This is a genomic window from Kitasatospora sp. NPDC030952 (assembly GCF_055571335.1).
In genome coordinates, this window is record NZ_JBVIFM010000013.1 from 139773 (window position 1) to 160397 (window position 20625).

Genomic DNA, 20625 nt, shown 5'->3' on the forward strand with positions numbered 1-20625 from the left:
GCACAGCAGTCGCCCGGCCCACGCCCTCCCCGAAGGCCAGGGTCACTTCCGCCAGGGTCGCTTCGGCCACGGTCCTTCCTCCCGGGGCACCTCCGGTTGGGACCATCGGCTACCAGTCCGGTGACAAGTCACTTCTCGTTCATCCCGCCACCTCCCCCACGCCCGCGCCGGCCCGCAGCCCCACGAACAGGTCGGTCTCGACGCCTCCGGCACCGGCCAGACCTTCGGCACTCGGAACGAAGCTGCGTGCCAGGTGGTAGTCCTCGGTGGGCCAGACCTCCCGCTCGATGTCCCGTGGATGGGCCATGAAGGCGACGCCGGGCTGTACTTGGGTGGCATGCGCCAGCATCGCCGCGTCCCGTACGGCGAACTGCTCGCCGCACGCGATCCGGGTGGTGGTCGCGAGGGCGGGCGGGGTATCGGGCCACTCGGCGAGCAACTCGTCCATCTCCGAGGGGATCCCGCGCTCCGTCATGGCGTCGTGCAGCGCCTGGAACCAGGACCGGGAGAGCGCCAGGTGGTAGTAGAGCTTCGACGCCTGCCAGGGTGCGCCGGCCTCCGGGTAGCGCTTCGGGTCGGCAGCGGCCTCGAAGGCCTCGACCGTGACCGTGTGGGTCATCACGTGGTCCGGGTGCGGGTACCCACCGGTCTCGTCGTAGGTGATCACGACGTGCGGACGGAACTCCCGGATCAGCGCGACCAGCGGTGCCGCCGCGACCTCCACGGGCTGGGCGGCGAAGCAGCCCTCCGGCAGCGGTTCGTCCGAGCCCGGCATCCCGGAGTCGACGAAGCCGAGGAACTGCTGCCGCACACCGAGAATTTCGCGCGCGGCCGCCATCTCCTCGCGCCTGATCCGGGTGAGGTCCGCGCGGACCTCCGGACGGTCCAGCGCCGGATTGAGCACCGTACCGCGCTCACCGCCGGTACAGGTCGCGACCAGGACGTCCACGCCGTCGGCCGCGTACCGGGCGAGCGTCGCCGCGCCCTTGCTGGATTCGTCGTCGGGGTGGGCGTGCACGGTGAGCAGACGCAGGCCGTCAGGGTGCTCGCCATCAGGGCGCTTGGTGAACAAGGGGACCTCCACGGTCAACATGAGTCGGACTGCCTCGGATTGCCTCGGATTGCCTCGAATGGCATCGGGTTGAGTCGAGTTGGGTTGGGTTGGGTTGAGAGGTTGCGTCGGGTTGAGTCGGCTGTCTCGAACAGAAACCGATGGATGATCATGAACCGGCAGCCGGTCAGTCCGTCCTACGGGCAGCACCCGGGTAGAGCAGGGCCGGAGCGATCGACAGCGCCGACAGGGCCAGCACCCACCAGAAGGTCGCACCGAAGGCCGCGCCGGGCTGGCCCTGGTGCCCCACCTCCGCCCGCTGGAGCACCAGCGTCAACACCGCCGTACCGAGCGCCCCGCCGAGCCGGTTGAGCACATTGACCGCACCGGCCGCGGCCGGCACCTGGGCCTTCTCGACGCTCCCGAACACCGCCGCCATTCCGGGGACCACGATGATCCCCATGCCCACCCCGCGCAGCGCCAGCGAGCCGACGACCAGCCAGTCGGCCGGGCCGGAGCCGCGGCCCAGCTGGGTGAAGACCAGCGTGCCGAGAAGCGAGCAGCCGATGCCGAGCAGGATCAGCGGACGCGGTGCGACGCGGTGGGTTATTCGACCGGCCAACAGCGAGGTGACCGCCGTGCCGAGCGCCTGCGGCGCCAGCAGCAGCCCGGCCGCCACCGCTCCGGCGTGCTCCACCTGCTGGTAGTAGAGCGGCACCAGGAACATCGAGCTGTACAGCACGGCCCCCTGGAGGAAGCTGTTCGCCGTCGCGACCGCGAAGCCCCGGCGGGCGAACAGCCGCAGGTCGAGCAGCGGCACCCGGTTCTCTCGGCGCCCGATCCGCAGTGCGTGCCACCCGTAGGCCGCCAGCAGCACCGCCCCCGTCGCGACCGCCACCGGGCCGGCCGTACTGCCGCCGCCGATGACGGAGAGCCCGTAGACCAGCGCGGTCAGCCCCGGCGACAGCAGCACCAGACCCGTCACATCCAGCTTGGTCCGCTGGAGCCCGGGCCGGTCCTCGATCGGGAGCCAGCGGCCCGCCAGCAGTACCGTCAGCAGCCCCACCGGCACGTTCAGCAGGAACATCCAGCGCCAGTCCAGGTGCTCCAGCACCACCCCGCCGAGGATCGGCCCCAGGACCGGGGCCAGGCTGATCGGGAGCAGCAGGGTGCCCATCACCCGGCCGATCCGGGACGGTCCGGCCGCCTGCACCATGATCGACTGCCCGAGCGGCTGGATCATGCCGCCGCCGATACCCTGCAGCACCCGGAAGGCGATCAGGCTGCCCGTCGACCAGGCCAGGCCGCACAGCGCGGATCCGAGCACGAACAGGACGACCGAGGCAAGCCACGCCCGCCGGGCCCCGAACCGGCCGCCGGCCCAGCCCGAGAGCGGCATGGTCAGCGATATCGCCAGCAGGTACCCGGTGGCCACCCACTGCACCGACGCCACCGAACTCTGCAGATCGCGGCCGACGGAATCGATGCCGACGTTGACGATCGTGGTGTCCAGCAGGGCCAGGATCGGGCCCAGCGCCAGCACCACCGCCATCTTCCACAGGCCCGGCGGCAACGGCTCCAGCCCCACCGGCCCCACCGGCCGGACCGCCTCCGCGACCCTCCCCGGCTTGCCCTTCCTGGTGACCGCCATGGTCATGCGCCCTCCCCTGGTTCGCCTGGTTCGTGCCTCCGGCCGGTCGCTCCGACCGCCTGGAGAGAAACTTAGGACGGACCCATCGATTAGGTCAAGCCTAATTTCTGTGCTCGACCCAGCGAACTGCGCTAGGCTCGCCACCATGACCGACGCCGGCAGTACTCCGAACCTCCGCGAGCTCAACAAGCGCCGCACCCGCGAAGCCATCTCGCATGCCGCGACCAGGCTCTTCATCGAGCGCGGCTTCGACCGCACGACCATCGCCGAGGTGGCCGCCGCCGCCGGGGTCGCCAAGATGACCGTCACCAACCACTTCCCGCGCAAGGAGGACCTCTTCCTCGACCTGCACGAGGAGCTCGTCGACCGGCTCGCCCGCGCCGTCGCCGAGCGCGCCCCCGGCGAGTCCGCCCTCGCCGCGCTGCGCCGCGACTGCCTGGCCGGGCTGGACCGGCACGATCCACGACTCGGCTTCTCCGGCCCCGAGTTCGCCCGCACCATCGCCGAGAGCCCCGCCCTCGGCGCCCGACTGCGAGAACTGCACGAACAGAGCGAGGCCGCCCTCGCCGAAGCCCTGGCCGAGGCCGCCCACGCGGCACCCGTCGACTTCGAGAGCCGGGTCGCCGCCGCGCTGCTCGCCGCCGTCGACCGCGCCGTACTCGCCGAGATCTTCCGCCGCACCCTGGCCGGCCAGGACCACCCCACCATCGCCGCCGCCGTCCACCCCTCCGCCGCCCACGCCTTCGACCGGCTCCAGAGCGCCCTCGGCGGCTACGCGGTCCGCGACAGCTGAGCGTCCTGGGACACGAGGTCGGCGACACAGGGCCGACGTGGGCGGTACAGACCACCACGGGCGGTACAGACCACCATGGGCGGTACAGGCCAACGCAGGCGGCAAGGCCGACCCGGGCGGCCCAGGCCGGCGCAGTGAAATGGAGGTGCTTCGGCGACCCCCGGTCGGGTAGCGTGCGGGCCGTGTCGAGTCCTGAGTCAGACGAGGTGGGGGCTTTCGGTCACGCCGTCAGCCCCCTGAACCACTGAGTTCACAGCCGTCCCGCCGCGTTCCGCGGCCGGATGAGTGCGCCCCTGGGTGCTGACCGCGGTGACGGGATGACCTTCTCGTGCCTCTCCTCACCTCGGAGCCACTCGATGCCTTTCCCGCTGTACCTGCTCGCCCTGGTGGTCTTCACCATGGGCACCTCGGAGTTCATGCTCGCCGGCCTCCTGCCGGCCATCGCCTCGGATCTCGGCGTCACCGTCGGCACGGCGGGCGCGCTCACCTCGACCTTCGCGGCCGGCATGCTCGTCGGCGCCCCGCTCATGGCCGGGCTCGCCCGCCACTGGCCCGTACGGTCGAGCCTGTTCGGATTCGTCCTCGTGTTCTCGGCGGCCCATGCCGTGGGTGCCGCCGGCGCGAGCTTCCCGGTCCTGTGCGCGACCCGAGTGGTCGCGGCGCTGGCGAACGCCGGGTTCCTCGCCGTCGCCCTGACGACCGCCACCACGCTGGTTCCCGCCGACAAGAAGGGACGAGCGCTCGCCGTGCTGCTGTCCGGCACCACGGTGGCCACGGTCGCCGGCGTCCCCGGGGGATCGCTGCTCGGCGCCCTGCTCGGCTGGCGGGCCACGTTCTGGGCCGTCGCCCTGCTCTGCCTGCCCGCGGCCGTCGGCATCCTCACCGGACTCCCAGCGCGCCGACCGCGGCAGCACGCGGCTGACGGGCCACCACTGCGAGCAGAGCTCGCGCGGCTCAAAAGCCCGCGACTGCTCCTGGTCATGCTGCTCGGCGCGCTGGTGAACGCGGCCACCTTCGCCGGCTTCACCTTTCTCGCCCCCGTCGTGACCGGCACCGCCGGGCTGGGCGAGCTGTGGATCTCCGTCGCTCTGGTGCTCTTCGGCGCCGGTTCCTTCGCCGGTGTCACCGTCGCCGGACGGCTGTCGGACCGGCACTCCGGCCTGGTCGTCGCAGCCTGCGGTCCGCTCCTACTCGTCGGCTGGCCGACCCTGGCCGTGCTGGCCGACCGCCCGGTCGCCCTGCTCGCCCTGGTGTTCGTCCAGGGCGCGCTGTCGTTCGCGCTGGGCAGCACGCTGATCACCCGGGTCCTGTACGAGGGGGCCGGAGCCCCCACCATGGCCGGGTCCTACGCGACCGCGGCCCTCAACGCCGGTGCCGTCGCCGGACCCCTCGTCGCCGCGGTCGGCCTCGGGACCGCGGCCGGAGACCTCGGGCCACTGTGGGCGAGCGGACTCCTCGTCGCTGCCGCACTGCTGGTCGCCGTCCCCGCGCGTGGTGTGCTCGCGGCCCGGCAGACGACGCCACCCTCGTCGACGCCTCCGGTGACACCCACCTGATCCCCGGCCTGGACGGCTACCGCACGACCTGATCCCGCGAACCCCGAACGCCGCCGTGCCACCCACTCCTTGAGCGACACGGCGGCACGGCGGCACGGCGGCACGGCACGGCGCGGCGCCGACCGGGGCGCAGCTCTGTCCGGACTCCGGCCCGCCGCGCCCACCGCGCCCACCGCGAACCCCCGCGAACCCCGAACGCCGCCGCGCCCACCGCGCACCCCCGCGCCCAGTCGGGCCGACGGCCCACTGACAACGAACACTTCCGACAGGTGACATATCGCCACGCTCCGCACCAAACCACCGAGTTGGCGGTCAACCAACCGTCGTGATGTCAACTGTCCGCAGCCGATCGATTGTCACAGTCCGATCCCTGTCATGTCCTGACGATTGTGACGCCATCGATGGCACCGAACGCCCTCCACCTGCCGTCTTGTGGTGTGTCCAAGCAGCCAGCAGGAACACCACACCGGGGAGCCACCATGTCCGTCCGCAACCGTCGCCCGCTGCTCGCCTCCGTCGTCCTCGTCGCCGGGGCTGGGCTCGCACTGACCGCCTGCGGGCCCGACAACACCGACACGGTCACCGGCAACGCGACCGTCTCCGTGACCGGCTCGGCCGCCGCCAAGCCCCCGACGGCCGGCAGCCCGGCCACCGCCGCTCCGACGAAGGGCACCGGCGCGACCGCACGCCCCACCGCCCACACCCCGCCCGCCGGGGGCTCCGACGCCGCCGGCGGCCCGTGCGACATCCAGAACCTCACAATCCACGTGACGGCGCGCAGCGGGTCGGCCAACCAGTACCTGATCGAGGTGCACAACACCGGTGCGAGCGCCTGCAGCCTGGACGCCGTCCCGACCGTCGACCTCGGCGACTCCGCCGCACGCGACCAGAGCAAGAACATCAAGCCCGCGCTCGCGAGCGGCACGCTGCGGTACTCGGTCCCGGCCGGCAAGAGCGCCTACGCGGTGATCGACCTCGACCCGAGCGGTGCCACCACCGGCACCCTCCCCGGCATCAACGAGCTCAACGTGCTGGCCGACCAGCAGAACATGCCCCTCGCGAGCACCCAGAACTTCCCGCTCAAGAGCGGCGTCCGGGTCCTGGACCCGCGGATGAGCGTCTACAAGGGCTCCGAGGCGGAGGCACTGGCCTCCCTGGCGAGCTTCGGCAAGTAGTACCGGCGGGTCGTCCCGCTGCCGAGGACCCCACTTCGCTCCCGCGACCGAGGTGGGGTCCTCGCCTGTTCCAACGCCCCTCCGGCAACCGCAAACGCGCACGCCAAAGGCCCGGTCGGCGCTGCCGGACCGAGGTTGACGCCCGCTCGGACTTCCACCACCCTTCCACTAATCGAATAGTGAAAGGGTACTTCGCCGATGCCCGCCGCCCTCTCCTCGGTCGACCCGACCGAAGCCCACCCGCACGCCCGCCCGGACGCCCGGACGGACGCCCTCCCCCAGGCCCGCCTCCGCCGCCCCCTCCTCCCCCGCCACCCCGCCACCCTCGCCTGGAGCCTGGCCGCCACCTTCGCCGCGCTCTACACCTGCGTCGCCGTCAACCGGCACCGACGCGGCCTCACCAAGGCCTACGACCTGGGCATCTTCGAACAGGCCGTCCGGGCGTACGCCCACGGCCGGCCCCCGATCGTGCCGCTCAAGGCGCCCGGCTACGACCTGCTCGGCGACCACTTCCACCCCCTGATCGCCGTCCTCGCCCCCGCCTACCGGGCCTTCCCCAGCCCGCTCACCCTGGTGGTCGCCCAGGCTCTGCTCATGGCACTGGCCGTCGTTCCGCTCACAATCTGGGCCCATGAGGTGGCCGGGCCGCGAGTGGCACTGCTCGTCGGCTGCGCCACCGGAGCCTCCTGGGGGATCGTCCGGGCCGCGGCCGACGACTTCCACGAGATCGCCTTCGCCGTCCCGCTGCTGGCCTTCGCCGCCACCGCGCTCGGCCGCCGCCGGCCGCTCGCCGCCGCGCTCTGGTCACTGCCGCTGCTGCTGGTCAAGGAGGACCTGGGGCTCACGGTGGCCGCCGTGGGCCTGCTGATCGCCTGGCAGGCCCGCCGGGACCGGCGCGCTCCGCTGCCCGGTCTCGTCCTCGCCGCCGTCGGCGCCACCGCGAGCGCGCTCACCCTGCTCGTCCTCCTGCCCACGTTCAACCCCCATGGCGGCTTCGACTACTGGCAGCAGCTGGACGGCGCCGGCGGGCACTCCCCCGCCTGGACCGTGCCGCTGCGGCTCGGCTGGCCGCCGATCAAGTGGCTGCTGCTGTTCCTGCTGGCCGCCACGGCCGGCTTCCTCTGCCTGCGCTCGCCGCTCGTCCTGCTCTGCGCACCCACCCTGCTCTGGCGCCTGCTGTCCACCAACCCGCACCACTGGGGCGTCAGTTACCACTACAGCGCGGTCCTGATGCCGATCGTGTTCGCCGCCCTGGTCGACGCCGTCCGGCGCGCCCGCACCGAGCGGCACGCCGATTCCGCACCCACCGCCACCAGCCCCCGCCGCCGCGTCCGACGCGTCCGACGCGCACTCGTCGTGACGGCCCTGGTGACGGTCGTGACCCTGCCGCTCTATCCGCTGCACGAGGTGGTGATGCCCGAGGCGTGGAGCACCTCCCCCAGGCTCACCGAGACCCGGTCGATGCTCCGCCTGATACCCGACGACGCCACCGTCGCCGCCTCCAACCGGCTGGCCGCCCAGCTCACCGCCCGGGCGGAGGTCACCCTGGTGTGCCAGGACGCGGTCACCCCCGGTCCGGAGTGGGTGGCCGTGGACCTTCGCGATCCCAGCGTGCAGTCCCCGTGCGCCGCCGCCGCCACCGCCCGGATGCTGGTGCTCTACCAGGAGCAGGGCTACCACCGGCTGGTCGACCGGGACGGCCTGCTCCTCCTCAAACGCCCCTGACCAGCCGGGGTAGCGGCTGTGGTCGTCGAGGGCCTGACCACCGTGAAAGGCTTTGCGCGTGCTGCCGTCCGGATGATGAGGTCGGCGAACGGATCCTCAGAACCGCGCCACTGCACGGCGGCATCACTGCCGACATGCGGAGGCTGACCATCCGCAGACGGGACGGCGGCACCCGTGACCTGGTGCTGCGGACGGTCGTCGGTCCGTTCTACCTGGAACGCCCCGAGGGCTGGCTGACCAGGGAGGCCGACACCCTGACGCTGCTGGCGGGGACCGGCGTGCCGGCCCCTGGGCTGGTCGCGGTCGATCCGACCGCCGAGCATTGCGAGTATCCGTCGCTCCTGATGACACATCTGGCGGGCCGGACGGTCCTCGACGACGAGGGTTCGGGGACTCGCGTACCTCTGCTGGCCCGCCCACTGGTGGCGATCCACGCGCTGCGACCCGCCGAACGGCCCCGGGAGTACGTGGCATTGACGACCGCCGACACCGTCGTCGTCCCGAAGGGCGCCGACCCGGCGACCTGGGCCGCGGCGATCGACGTCATCCGCAAGCCCCCGCCGCCCTATGAAGGGCGCTTCCTGCACCGGGACTTCCAACCCGGCAATGTGCTGTTCGACGTGCCGCCCGCAAGCCCGGTGTGCTGGCCGCGACCGCGAGCGAGCGACTGTACGGGCGGGTGCGGGGCTCCGGCGCCAAGGCGGTCCGCAGCTCGCCCCCATGCGGCCCGGGGCCCGGCTTCCACTCACACGTCCCGCCCCGGTCCGGCTTGACCCGCACGCCCCAGTGGGCCACCATTCCACTATTGGACTAGTGAAAGGCCGCAACGGGCGTGATCGAGTACCGCATCGATCGGCGCAGCGGCGTCTCCACGTACCAGCAGATCGTGCAGCAGACCGAACAGGCCCTGCGGCTCGGACTACTGCAACCCGGAGACAAGCTGCCGACCGCCCGCGAGGTGGTCGAACTGACCGCGATCAATCCGAACACCGTGCTGAAGGCCTACCGCGAACTCGAACGCGAGGGGCTGGTCGAACCCCGCCCGGGGCTCGGCACCTTCGTCCGGCGCTCGCTCGCCCGACCCGAGGCAGCGGCCGACGGGCCGTTGCGCGCCGAGCTGGTCGGCTGGGTGGACCGGGCCCGGGACGCCGGGCTCGAGCGCGAGGACATCGCCGCACTGATGACCTCCGCACTGGAGCAGCGCTTCGACAGCGGGGTGCCCCCGAGACCGTCGGACTGACGGCGCTCGAACCGACGACACCCCGACTCCCGGACGCCGCACACCGGGGCGCACCGACTCCCGGGCGCCACACACCGAGGCGCACCGGGACCGCACCACCGCACCACCGCACCACCGCACCACCGCACGCCGGGTCTCCCCGGCAGCACCGAACACAGAACCGAGAACAGTGGGGGGACCGGGTGAACGACCCGACAACCGTGGCTCCGGCGCTGGAGGCCGCCGGGCTCGGCAGGCACTACCGAGGCGGCTGGGCGCTGCGCGACTGCGACTTCACCGTCCCGACCGGACGGATCTGCGGCGTGGTGGGGCCCAACGGCGCCGGCAAGAGCACCCTGCTCTCCCTCGCGGCCCGGCAACTCGTCGCCACCGAGGGTGAATTGCGCGTCTTCGGCGAACCGGCCGGGACCTCGGAGGAGCGCGCCCGGGTCGCCTACGTCGCGCAGGAGAAGCCGCTCTACCCGGTCCTGACCGTCGCCGAGACCCTGCGAATGGGCCGTGAGCTCAATCCGGTCTGGGACCAGGAGCTGGCCCAACAGATCGTCGACCAGGGCGAGTTGCGCCCCAAGGCTCGGATCGGCTCGCTCTCCGGCGGTCAGCGCACCCGGGTCTCAATGGCCCTCGCCCTCGGCAAGCTCCCCGAACTACTGCTGCTGGACGAGCCGATGGCCGACCTCGACCCGCTCGCCCGCCACCAGCTCATGGGCACCCTGATGTCGGCCGCCGCCGAACGCGGCACGACCATCGTGGTGTCCTCACACATCCTCCCCGAACTCGACGGTGTCATCGATCACTTGCTGCTCGTCCAGGGCGCCCGGATCCGGCTGGCCGGGGACCTGGATGACATCCTGGACGGGCACCGGCTGCTCACCGGCCCCGCCGGAAGCGCCACTCTCCCGGCCGAACTGGTGGTCGAGCAGCGGATCGGCGGACGCCAGGCAACCGCACTGGTACGCACCGGCGAACCACTGGACGGCCCCTGGGAGAGCGAACGGCCCAGCCTGGAAGAGCTGTTGCTCGGCTACCTCCGCGCTCCCGCCGACCTCACCCCGGCCGAGCCGAACACCCCAGCCCGCCCCCGCCCCGATGCCGCACGCCCTGCCGCCACCCCGGCGAACGACGAGAAGGCAGCATGAGCACCGACATCCTGACCGACCCCGCGAAGACGACGCCCGCACCCGCCGGCCGGGAGCGCACCGGCACCCCCCGCATGCGCGGGCTACTGTGGCTGACGGCCCGTCAGAGTCGCTTCACTCTCTGGACGCTGTCCGCGCTGGTGGTCCTCCTGACGGCCGACCTCCTCTGGATCCACATCGTCTCCAGCCACACCGTGGGCGTGCTGCGGCAGACGGGCTGCTACAGCCCCGAGAGCTGGGACAGCCCCCGGTGCTGGGCCCTCCTCTCACCGATCAACCAGCCGGACTACTGGTTCACCTCCGTGCTGCAGCCCGCCGTCACCGCCGCCCCGCTGCTGATCGGCGTGTTCATCGGCGCGCCGCTGCTGGCCCAGGAGCACGAGCGCGGCACGATCCGGCTGATCCGCGCCCAGTCCGTCAGCCCGGTGCGCTGGCTGGTCGCCCGCCTCACCGTGCCGGGCCTTGCCGTCCTGGCCGCCACCGGGGTGCTCGCCTCGCTGATGACCTGGGTGTGGTGGACGGACATCGTGCACGGGCCGGTCGCCTTCGACCCGCCGTTCCAGTTCTTCACCTATCCGGCGCTCGGACTGGCGCCGATCGCCTGGTCGCTGTTCGCCCTGGCCCTGGGTGTCCTGGTCGGCCAGCTGGTGCGCCGGACCCTGCCCGCGATGTTCCTCACCGGCGCGCTGGTCGCGATCACCCACGGCCTGATCCACTGGGCTCGGCCGTCCTTCCACCCCACCGTCGACGTGGTCGCTCCGCTCGGGGCCATGCAGCCCACCAACGCGTGGCTGGTCGACGTCAGGACGGTCCTGGCCGACGGCAGCCGCGTCAGCACCGCGACGTGCGTGGGCGAGCACCGGTGCGACGGAGCGACCGGCACCTGGCTGAGCTACCACCCCTCCGGCGACCTCGTGCCGATCCAACTGGTCGAGACCGGCATCCTGTTGGTGCTCACCGCCCTCGCCCTCACGGCCGTCTTCCGCCTCATCCGCCGGTAGCGCCCGGCGAGCACGGGCACGGGCACGGGCACGGGCCGGGCGCCGACCCGGCACCGACCCGGCACCGACCCGGCACCGACCCGGCACGGGACAGGGCACCGACACGGGCACGGGCACGGGACAGGGCGCCAACCCGGCACGGGACAAGGCCCCGGCGGGAGCCGCACACCGCTCCCGCCCGCGCGGCACTTGACGAAAGGTTGACCTGTTCACGGCAGATCGTTGACGACCGGCGCCCCTATCGTCGGCCCATGCCCTCACAGCCCATCAGGCCCACCGCCCTGCCGGTCCTGCCCTACCGCAAGCCCACCCGCGGCCGGGACTACTGGGTCCTGGACAACGTCCTGCCCGACCCGGACGCCGTCCGCGAACGCGTCCTGGCCCGCGGCGACTGGACCGAGGGCTACCCGCACCGCCCCGAGACCTGGCCCGGCCTGCGCACCATGCCCGGCCTGGAGCCCGACGAGCTGGCGCGGGTCGAGGCCCAGGTCCGCAAGGCCACCGGCGCCTCCCGGCTCTGGGTGCAGAGCACCCCGGGCGGCGGCACCCTCAACCACAACTGCGTCCAGGTCGTCGGCGCCGGGGAGTCGGAGTCCCGCCCGCACACCGACTCCCGCGCGCTCTGCCGCTACGCCGCCGTGCTCTACCTCAGCCCGGGCGCCCCCAAGGACGCCGGCACCAGCTTCTACCGCCAGCAGTTCCCCGGCGGCCGCCTCGGCGGCAACCTGGTCAACGCCCCGCACAACAACCTGGTCGAGGCGCTCGGCACCCGCCACGTCCCCGCCGACCACTTCACCGAGGACGTCCGCGTCCCCAACCGCTACAACCAACTGCTCCTCTACCACGCCAACCTGATTCACAGTGCCACCGACTACTACGGCGCCGAACTGGCGGACCGCCGGATGACGGCCGTGTTCTTCTGGATGGCCTGACCGACGACTCGCCCGCCCGCTCCGCGATCGTTCCGGTTCGGGCGGAGCCTCCCCGGGGACGCTCGTCGCATGAACCCCGACGCCGTACCCCCCACCGAGACGGTCCGCCCCGACTGGGCCGACATCGACCGGCTGCCCACCGCCGACCTGCTGCACCTGATGAACGCCGAGGACCACACCGTCCCCGCCGCCGTCGCCACGGAGCTGCCGCGGATCGCCGCCGTGGTCGACGCCGCGACCGCCCGGATGGCGCACGGCGGGCGGCTGGTCTACGCCGGCGCGGGTACCGCCGGGCGTCTCGGGGTGCTGGACGCCGCCGAGTGCCCGCCGACCTTCGGCACCGACCCCGGCCTGGTGCTCGGCCTGATCGCGGGCGGCCGGAGCGCCGTCACGGAGGCCGCCGAGGGCGCCGAGGACCGCACCGACCTCGCCGAGGCGGACGTCGCCGCACTCGGCCTCACCCCGGCCGACACCCTGGTGGGCATCTCCGCCTCGGGCCGCACCCCGTACCCGCTGGCCGCCGTCCGCGCCGCCCGGACGGCCGGGGCACTGACCGTCGGGCTGGCCTGCAACCGGGGCTCGGCACTGGTGGCGGCGGCGGAGCTGGGGATCGAGGTGGAGGTCGGCCCGGAGGTGCTGGCCGGCTCCACCCGGCTGAAGGCGGGCACCGCGCAGAAGCTGGTGCTCAACATGCTGTCCACGGCCGTGATGATCCGCCTCGGCCGGACGTACGGAAACCTGATGGTCGATCTGCGGGCCACCAACACCAAGCTCCGCGAGCGCGCCCGCCGGATCGTCGCCGAAGCCACCGGCGCCGACGGCGGGACGGTCGACCACGCCCTCACCGCCACCGACGGCCGGACCAAGGACGCGATCCTGCTCCTGCTCGCCGACGTGGACGCACCCACCGCCGCCCACCTCCTCACCACCGCGGACGGACGACTGCGCGACGCCCTCGAACTCGCCCGCGACCGGGGGACGTTCCGGCGGTAGCCGGTGTCTTCGAACTCCCGTCCCCACCGATCCCCGGCCCGCTCTCCCGACTACCCCAGCCGCAGGTCCGCCGCCGCCACGACCTCCCCCAGCCGCGGGAAGTCCAACTCCACCGAGGCCCGGTGCTCGGCTTCCGTCAGCCCGGTCATCGCGTCCTCGACGAACACCAGTCGGTAGCCGTGGTCACCGGCCGCGCGGGCACTGGACTCCACCCCGAGGTTGGTGGCGATCCCGGCGAACACCAGCGTCTGCACGCCGCGGGCCTGGAGGAGTTCGTGCAGTCCGGTGCCCTGGAAGGCGCCGATGGTGCGCTTCACCACGACCTCGTCGGCCGCCGCCGCGACCTCGGCGACCAGTTCGCTGCCGGGCGGCTGCTCGGCGACGCCCGGCCGCTCGACCCGTACGGCGATGACGGGGGCGCCGGCGGCACGGAAGTCCTCGGCGAGGCGCAGCGAGGCGGTCACCACGTCCGGGCCGGTGTGCGGCGCGAGCTGGTGGGCGACGATCCGGTCCATCAGGTCGATCAGGACCAGGGCCGTGGTGCGGGGATCAAGGGTGGTCATGGCGCTCACGCTAGCCCATCCCCTACTCATGCCAGCCCCCTCAGCCCTGACCCTCCGCCACCTCAGGCCTGGCCCTTCGCCACCTCAGGCCGAGCCATCCGCCCCCTCAGCCCTGACCCTCCGCCGCCTCACGGGCGATCTCCGCCCGGAAACCCTCCACCAGCACCCGCAGCCCGTAGTCGAAGTCGGCGTCGTGGTCGGTCATCCGCAGGACGTCGGCCGCTTCACGCAGCAGCGGGAGCTCGCGCAGCGCCTCGTCCGGGAAGGGCGGCCGGGTGCGTTCGGCGGCGTCCTGCCGCCAGGCCTGTTCCTCGGTGACCCAGCCCATGATGTAGCGGTCGACGGTCAGCAGCAGTCGCAGCGCGGTGCGCGGGCGCAGCCCGGCCCGGCACAGTGCGCTCAACTGTGCTTCGACGGCGGGTAGTTCGTCCTCGGTGGGCAGGGTGCCGGCGTGCACCCGGGCGCCGTCGCGGTAGGCGAGCAGGGCGCTGCGCTTGGCCCGGGCGTCGGCGGCGATCCATTCGGGCCAGTGTTCCGGGTCGGGTTCGCGGTCCGGCGGGAGGGCGTCGGCGAGCATCGCCTCGGCCATCAGGTCGAGCAGTTCCCGCTTGTTCTTGAAGTGCCAGTACAGCGCCGGTGACTGCACGCCGAGTTCCCGGGCGAGCCGGCGGGTGCTGAGCCCGTCGATGCCCTCCTCGTTGAGCACCCGCAGCGCGGTGCGCACCACCTCGTCGCGTTGCAGCGCCATGCGATCGACCTCCCGGTTATCCGCTTGCGGGGCCCACCTTATCGCCGCTAAGTTCCGACCCGGACTTTATCAGCGATAAGGAAACAAGGACGCGATGACCAAGGACCCGACATGACCTCACCGACGACCGACCCGGAGCCTCAGCGCCTCCGCGACCGCCTCCTGCCCGACACCACCCCCTGGCGCTCCTCCCGGGACTTCCGCCTGATCTGGACCTCCGGCACGGTCACCCTGCTCGGCTCGGTCTTCACCATGACCGCGATCCCCCTGCAGATCGCCGACCTCACCGGCTCACCGCTCGCCGTGGGAGCCGTCGGCGCCGCCGAACTCCTGCCCACCGTCCTGTTCGGCCTCTACGGCGGCGTCCTCGCCGACCGCGCCGACCGCCGCAGCGTCGCCCTGGCCACCGAGGTCGCGCTCGCCGTGCTCAGCGCCCTACTGCTGGCCAACGCGCTGCTCGGCACGCCCGCCGTCTGGCCGCTCTACCTCGCCGCGGCATTCGCGGCGGCGATCCTGGGCCTCCAGCAGCCCTCGCTGGAGGCGATGGTCCCCCGGCTGGTGCCACCGGAGCAGCTGGTGGCGGCCGGAGCGCTGCTTTCGCTGCGCTGGAGCATCGGCGGGGTGGCGGCCCCGGCGGCCGCCGGACTGCTGATCGCGAGCGCCGGCGTCCCGGTGGCTTACCTGGTCGACCTGGCCACCTTCCTGCTGTCGATCGCCCTGCTCGCCCGGCTGCGGCCGGTCCCCTCCGGGCGGGACGCCGAAGGGCCGGCGCTGCGCGAGTTCGCCGAGGGCGTCCGGTACGCGGCCCGCCGGCCGGACCTCCTCGGTACCTACCTGGCCGACCTCGCCGCCGCCGTTCTCGCCCTGCCCACCGCGCTGTTCCCGTTCCTGGCCGCGGAGTTGAACGCGAGCTGGGCGCTCGGGCTGCTCTACTCCGCGTCCGCCGCCGGCGCCCTGCTCGCGGCCGCGGCCGGCGGCTGGACCGGTCGGGTGCACCGGCACGGACGGCTGGTCCTGCTCTCGGCCGCCCTGGTCGGCGCGGCCACCGCGGCGGCCGCCGTCGCACCCGGCCTGTGGGCCGTGCTGCTCTGCCTGGCCCTCGCGGGCGCCGCCCACTGGATCGGTGACACCTTCCGCAGCGCCATCTGGAACCGGTCCGTTCCGGACGAACTCCGCGGCCGGACCGCCGGCCTGGAGCTGCTGATCGGCTCCGCCGGGCCGGCTCTCGGCGACCTCCGCGCGGGTGGACTGGCCGCCCGCCGGGGCATCCGGGCCGCGCTGGGCACCGGCGGCCTGCTCTGCCTGGGCGGCAGCGCCGTCCTGGCCGCCGCCCTCCCCGCGCTCTGGCGCTACGACCAGCGCACCCAGCGGACCGGCCGCACCGAGCGGGTCAGCCCGGCCCCACCGAGCCCCTTTCCGCCAGGTCCGCGTCAAGCGAACTCTTGCCCCGACCACGTCGACTGACGCTTCGCCAACAGTTCACCGCTCCCTGTCTACCCGCATAGATCCACCGATGGTGACATGGACACCCACCGCCCGGCGTCCCGTGCCGAGCCCGTGACAGGGAGCTCCCCCATGCTTCGCGCCCACCGTCTCGCCCCTGCCGTCGCCACCGTGGTGCTCGCCGCAGCCGCCCTGGCGACCGCCGGCACCGCCCACGCGGCCCCCGCCCGCACCGGCGCCGACCGCTCCGGCACCGCCCTCGACATCAGCTGCTCACAGGCCTACCTCCCGCTGCCCGACTCCGCCTGCACCCCGGGCGTCACCAACCCGGATGTCACTCAGGACACCATCGACTCCACCATCTGCGTCCCGGGCTACAGCACCTCGATCCGCCCCTCCACCTCGTACACCAACCGCCTGAAGGTCCAGCAGATCGCCCAGTACGGCTACGCGGACACCAGCACGGCGGACTACGAGGAGGACCACTTCATCCCGCTGTCCCTCGGCGGCCACCCCACCGACCCCGGCAACCTCTGGCCCGAGCCGCACTACGCCACCGACTCCAGCGGCCTGGTCTCCACCGACAAGGACACCGTGGAGTACAAGCTCTACCGCGCCGTCTGCAACCACCAGGTGGACCTGGTGCCCGCCCAGCAGGCCATCGCCACCAACTGGACCACCGCGCTGTCCGTCCTCGGCCTCGGCTGAGAGCCCGCGGCCGAGAAACCGCAGCCGAGAAACCGCGCCCGAGCACCCTCGACCCGGAACCCGCAACTCAGAACCCGCAACTCAGAACCCGCGGCTGAGAATCCTCCGCCGAGAACCGCAACCGGCGCGGGCCCTCACAGCCCGAGGGCCCGCGCCGACGCCCGGACCGGCGCCGGCAGTTCGGTCCGCCCGCGCAGCCGGCGGTCCACCGCCGCGGCCACCGCCCGGCCCTCGGCGATCGCCCAGACGATCAGCGACTGGCCGCGCCCGGCGTCCCCCGCGACGAACACCGCGTCGGCGGCGGTGCCGAAGCCGTCGTCCCGCTCCAGTGTGCCCTCCGGCCCGATGCCCAGGCCGAGTTGGGCGTACAGCGGCTGGCCCGGTTCCGGCCCGGTGAAGCCCAGCGCGAGCAGCACCAGCTCCGCCGGGAGCACCCGCTCGGTGCCCGCTCGGGGGCTGCGGTCGTCCGGCGCGGCCTCGGCGAAGCGGACGGCGCCCAGCCGCCCGTCCGGTCCCGGCTCGAACCCGACCGTGACGGCCGCGAACACCCGCCCGTCGCCCGGCCCGGAGGTGGCCCCGACCGCGCCCGACTCCTCGTGCGAGGTGGTCTCCCGGTACACCTTCGGGTCGACCGGCCACGGCTGCCCCGGCGAACGCCGTTCCGGCGGGCGCGGGTTGATGTCCAGCTGGGTGACCGAGACCGCGCCCTGGCGCAGCGCCGTCCCCAGGCAGTCCGATGCGGTGTCCCCGCCACCGATGATCACCACCCGCAGGCCCCGCGCGGACAGCGGCGAGGCGCTGACGTCCCCCTCGTCCACCCGGTTCGCCCAGGTCAGGTACTCCATCGCCGGGTGCACCCCGGCCAGCCCGCGCCCGGACACCCCCGGCTCCCGGTGGGCACCGGCACCCACCGCGACCACCACCGCGTCGTGCTCCGCCCGCAGCTGCTCGCCCGTGATGTCCCGCCCGGCCCACACCCCGGTGCGGAACTCGGTTCCCTCGGCCCGCAGTTGGTCGAGCCGCCGATCCAGCCGGTGCTTCTCCAGCCGGAACGGTGGGATCCCGTAGCGCAGCAGCCCGCCCGCGCGGTCGGCCCGTTCGTAGACGGTGACCGCGTGCCCGGCCCGGGTCAGCTGCTGGGCGGCGGCCAGCCCGGCGGGGCCCGAGCCGATCACCGCCACCCGTCCGCCGGGCTCCGGCCGCTCGGGCGGCTGCGGCCGGTCCCAGCCCTCGGCCAGGGCCCGTTCGACGATCGCCAGCTCCACGTTCCGGATGGTCACGGCCGCGCCGTCGATGGCCAGCACGCAGGCGCTCTCGCAGGGCGCCGGGCAGAGCCGCCCGGTGAACTCCGGGAAGTTGTCGGTGGCCAGCAGCCGGGCGGCCGCGGCCCGCCAGTCCGCGTCCGCCACCAGCCGGTTCCACTCCGGCACCAGGTTCCCCAGCGGGCAGGCCGCGTGGCAGAACGGCAGTCCGCAGTCCATGCAGCGGGCCGCCTGCCCGCCGACCACCGGCGGCGGCGTCCCCGTCCGGTACACCTCCCGCCAGTCCGCCAGCCGCTCCCGGGCCTCCCGCCGCGCCCGCTCCGCGCGCGGGGTGGTGAGGAAGGCCATCCGCCCTGCCATCGGATCTGCCATCACGGCCTCCGGCGGTGCGCATCGACTCCGGTCGGCGGCCCACCGCACCGGGCCCACCCACCGGCGTGCCACCGTGTGGCCACCGTACGCCCACGAAGCAGCGGGCGAAACCCGCGGCCGCCGGGAACCCGCCCCCCGGCCCTCCACTGCCGTGAGCACGCCAGGGAGAATCTCCCCCATGACCCACACCGTGCTGATCGCCGAGGACGACCGCGCCATCCGCGACTCGCTCACCCGCGCCCTGACGCTGGAGGGCTACCGGGTGCGGATGGCCGCGGACGGCACCCAGACCCTGGCCGTCCTCGCCGAGCAGCGCCCGGACGTCCTGGTGCTCGACGTGATGATGCCCGCGCCGGACGGCCTGGAGGTCTGCCGCCGGCTGCGCGCCGCCGGGGACCGCACCCCGGTACTGATGCTCACCGCCCGGGTGGAGGTCCCCGACCGGATCGCCGGCCTGGACGCCGGCGCCGACGACTACCTGGTCAAGCCCTTCGACGTGGACGAGCTGTTCGCCCGCCTGCGCGCCCTGCTGCGCCGCAACCCGCACGCCGAGACCACCGAGGACGTGCTGACCGTCGCCGACCTGCGGGTCGAGCCGCCCGCCCGCCGGGCCTGGCGCGACGGCCAGGAGCTGGAGCTGTCCCGCACCGAGTTCGACCTGCTGGAGCTGCTCACCCGCAACGCCGGCGCCGTCCTGGACCAGACCACCCTGTACGAGCGGATCTGGGGCTACGACTTCGGCCCCGGCTCGAAGAACCTCGCGGTCTTCATCGGCTACCTCCGCCGAAAACTCGACCGCCCCGGCCTGTCCCCGCTGATCCACACCGTCCGCGGCGTCGGCTACACGCTGCGCGAGCCGTGACCGGCCCCACGGGCCGCCGCCTGCCGCGCCCGGGCCTGCGCACCACCCTCTCGCTCGCCTTCGCGGCGATGGCGGCCCTGGTCGCGGTGGTGATCGGCACGCTCGGCTACCACGCCGCCGCCGCGCTGATCCGGGACGACGAGTCGGCCGACTTCAACTCGGCCGTCCACGCCGTCAGCGGCCAGGTCGACCGGGAGAAGCTCTACCCGGGGGACTTCAACGGCCCCAGCGGGCTGAGCGAGCAGCTGCTGCACCCGATCCGGGTCACCGCCCAGCCCCTGAACGCCGCCGGCGCGATCCTCCCCGGCACCGCCCGGCTCGACCTGCCGACCACCGCGGACGACCGCGAGCTGGCCGGCGCCGACGCCCCGGGCCGGACGGTGACGGGCGTGCGCCACCTCGGCGGCGTCACCTGCCGGGTGGGCGTGGTGTCCCTCGGCGGCGGCCGGGGCGCCGTCCAGATCGTCCAGCAACTCGACGACATCGAGGAGCTGTTGGAGGTGCTGCGGCACCAGATGGTGGCCGTGGTGGCGGCCGTCGTCCTGGTGGCGGGCGGCGCCGGCCGGCTGGTCGCCGGCCGGATCACCGGCCGGCTGGTCCGGCTCACCGACGCCGCCGAGCGGGTCGCCGCCAGCGGTCGGCTGGACGTCCCGGTGCCCGCCTCCGGGACGGACGAGGTGGGCCGGCTCGGCCGCGCCTTCGACCGGATGCTGGTCCGGCTCGCCACCGCGAAGGAGAACCAGCGCCGCCTCGTCCAGGACGCCGGCCACGAGCTGCGCACCCCGCTGACCAGCTTGCGCACCAACCTCTCGGTGCTGCCCAGCATCGACCGGCTGCCGCCCGCCGAGAGGACCGCGCTGCTCGCCGACCTGGCCGAGGAGGCCCGGGAGCTGACCCAGCTGGTGGAGGAGCTGGTGGCGCTGGCGGCGGACCGCAAGGCGGACGAGGACCCGGTCGAGGTGCTGCTCGCCGAGGTGGTCCGGGAGGCCGCCGCCCAGGCCCGCCGGCGCAGCGACCGGGAGATCACCGTGACCGTGGACGCCACGGTCGTCATCGCCCACCCGGACGCACTGGCCCGCGCGGTGGGCAACCTGCTGGACAACGCGGCCAAGTTCGACCCGGCCGGGACGTCCCCGATCGAGGTGGTGGCGCGCGGCCCGCGGGTCGAGGTCCGCGACCGCGGCCCGGGCATCGACGAGACCGACCTCGACCGGGTCTTCGACCGTTTCTACCGGGCCACCGCCGCCCGCAGCCTGCCCGGCTCCGGCCTGGGCCTGGCCATCGTCGCCGAGGTGGCCCGCTCGCACGGCGGCACGGCCTTCGCCGCCAACCGCGACGGCGGCGGCGCGGTGATCGGCTTCACCCTCGGCGGCTGAAGCGGCCGACGCGGCTTGAACGGCTGACGCGGCCGAGG

Annotated in this window: 18 protein-coding genes and 1 pseudogene; 14 read left to right on the forward strand and 5 right to left on the reverse strand. The window is 73.6% G+C overall.

Annotation, left to right across the window (positions count from 1 at the left end; genetic code table 11):
• Positions 1–139 precede the first annotated feature (139 nt).
• Entirely contained in the window at positions 140–1072 is a 933-nt protein-coding gene (gene mca, locus ACZ47G_RS22925) for a mycothiol conjugate amidase Mca (protein ID WP_465745408.1), read from the reverse strand.
• A 166-nt stretch (positions 1073–1238) separates the two neighbouring features.
• Positions 1239–2708, reverse strand: coding sequence for an MDR family MFS transporter (locus tag ACZ47G_RS22930; protein WP_465745410.1), 1470 nt, complete (start codon positions 2706–2708; stop codon positions 1239–1241).
• Between the two features lie 139 nt (positions 2709–2847).
• Here ACZ47G_RS22930 and ACZ47G_RS22935 point away from each other — a divergent pair, with 139 nt between their 5' ends.
• From ACZ47G_RS22935 to murQ, 10 genes and pseudogenes are all read left to right on the forward strand, one after another.
• The gene (locus tag ACZ47G_RS22935) at positions 2848–3495 is read left to right on the forward strand and encodes a TetR/AcrR family transcriptional regulator (protein WP_465745412.1); all 648 of its coding nucleotides are present in this window, start codon (positions 2848–2850) and stop codon (positions 3493–3495) included.
• Positions 3496–3851: 356 nt separating this feature from the next.
• Positions 3852–5051: a Cmx/CmrA family chloramphenicol efflux MFS transporter gene (locus ACZ47G_RS22940; RefSeq protein WP_465745414.1), complete on the forward strand. Its 1200-nt coding sequence runs from the start codon at positions 3852–3854 to the stop codon at positions 5049–5051.
• Between the two features lie 479 nt (positions 5052–5530).
• Positions 5531–6226, forward strand: coding sequence for a DUF4232 domain-containing protein (locus tag ACZ47G_RS22945; protein ID WP_465745416.1), 696 nt, complete (start codon positions 5531–5533; stop codon positions 6224–6226).
• 198 nt (positions 6227–6424) lie between these two features.
• A complete protein-coding gene (locus ACZ47G_RS22950; protein ID WP_465745418.1) occupies positions 6425–7951 on the forward strand; it encodes a DUF2079 domain-containing protein in 1527 nt (508 codons plus the stop codon).
• A 92-nt stretch (positions 7952–8043) separates the two neighbouring features.
• Positions 8044–8589, forward strand: a pseudogene (locus ACZ47G_RS22955) (phosphotransferase family protein); the annotation flags it as partial.
• A 194-nt stretch (positions 8590–8783) separates the two neighbouring features.
• Positions 8784–9191, forward strand: a complete 408-nt coding sequence (locus ACZ47G_RS22960) for a GntR family transcriptional regulator (RefSeq protein ID WP_465745420.1) — start codon at positions 8784–8786, stop codon at positions 9189–9191.
• Positions 9192–9373: 182 nt separating this feature from the next.
• Entirely contained in the window at positions 9374–10327 is a 954-nt protein-coding gene (locus ACZ47G_RS22965) for an ATP-binding cassette domain-containing protein (RefSeq protein WP_465745422.1), read from the forward strand.
• A complete protein-coding gene (locus ACZ47G_RS22970; RefSeq protein ID WP_465745424.1) occupies positions 10324–11328 on the forward strand; it encodes an ABC transporter permease in 1005 nt (334 codons plus the stop codon). The genes ACZ47G_RS22965 and ACZ47G_RS22970 overlap by 4 nt, the downstream gene beginning before the upstream one ends.
• A 251-nt stretch (positions 11329–11579) precedes the next feature.
• Positions 11580–12260 carry a DUF6445 family protein gene (locus ACZ47G_RS22975; RefSeq protein ID WP_188307162.1) on the forward strand — a complete coding sequence of 227 codons (681 nt, stop codon included), beginning with the start codon at positions 11580–11582 and terminating at the stop codon, positions 12258–12260.
• A 69-nt stretch (positions 12261–12329) separates the two neighbouring features.
• Complete coding sequence (murQ, locus tag ACZ47G_RS22980; RefSeq protein WP_465745426.1) at positions 12330–13253, forward strand: N-acetylmuramic acid 6-phosphate etherase; 924 nt, start codon at positions 12330–12332, stop codon at positions 13251–13253.
• A gap of 50 nt (positions 13254–13303) precedes the next feature.
• Here murQ and ACZ47G_RS22985 read toward each other — a convergent pair whose 3' ends face one another.
• Both ACZ47G_RS22985 and ACZ47G_RS22990 read right to left on the reverse strand, forming a co-directional pair.
• A complete protein-coding gene (locus ACZ47G_RS22985; protein WP_465745428.1) occupies positions 13304–13816 on the reverse strand; it encodes an isochorismatase family protein in 513 nt (170 codons plus the stop codon).
• A gap of 106 nt (positions 13817–13922) precedes the next feature.
• Complete coding sequence (locus tag ACZ47G_RS22990; protein ID WP_465745430.1) at positions 13923–14564, reverse strand: TetR/AcrR family transcriptional regulator C-terminal domain-containing protein; 642 nt, start codon at positions 14562–14564, stop codon at positions 13923–13925.
• Positions 14565–14675: 111 nt separating this feature from the next.
• Between ACZ47G_RS22990 and ACZ47G_RS22995 the strand changes: the two genes are divergently transcribed.
• Together ACZ47G_RS22995 and ACZ47G_RS23000 are read left to right on the forward strand one after the other, a co-directional pair.
• Entirely contained in the window at positions 14676–16028 is a 1353-nt protein-coding gene (locus ACZ47G_RS22995; protein ID WP_465745432.1) for an MFS transporter, read from the forward strand.
• Between the two features lie 111 nt (positions 16029–16139).
• Complete coding sequence (locus ACZ47G_RS23000; RefSeq protein ID WP_465745434.1) at positions 16140–16715, forward strand: hypothetical protein; 576 nt, start codon at positions 16140–16142, stop codon at positions 16713–16715.
• 134 nt (positions 16716–16849) lie between these two features.
• On the opposite strand, the gene ACZ47G_RS23005 is transcribed toward ACZ47G_RS23000, so the two are convergent.
• Positions 16850–18337 (reverse strand): glutamate synthase subunit beta, encoded by a 1488-nt coding sequence (locus tag ACZ47G_RS23005; RefSeq protein WP_465745602.1) that lies wholly within the window; start codon positions 18335–18337, stop codon positions 16850–16852.
• A 190-nt stretch (positions 18338–18527) separates the two neighbouring features.
• On the opposite strand from ACZ47G_RS23005, the gene ACZ47G_RS23010 reads away from it, so the two are divergent.
• Positions 18528–19211: a response regulator transcription factor gene (locus tag ACZ47G_RS23010; protein WP_465745436.1), complete on the forward strand. Its 684-nt coding sequence runs from the start codon at positions 18528–18530 to the stop codon at positions 19209–19211.
• Positions 19208–20587 carry a sensor histidine kinase gene (locus ACZ47G_RS23015; protein WP_465745438.1) on the forward strand — a complete coding sequence of 460 codons (1380 nt, stop codon included), beginning with the start codon at positions 19208–19210 and terminating at the stop codon, positions 20585–20587. Before ACZ47G_RS23010 ends, ACZ47G_RS23015 begins: the two co-directional genes overlap by 4 nt.
• Positions 20588–20625: the final 38 nt, after the last annotated feature.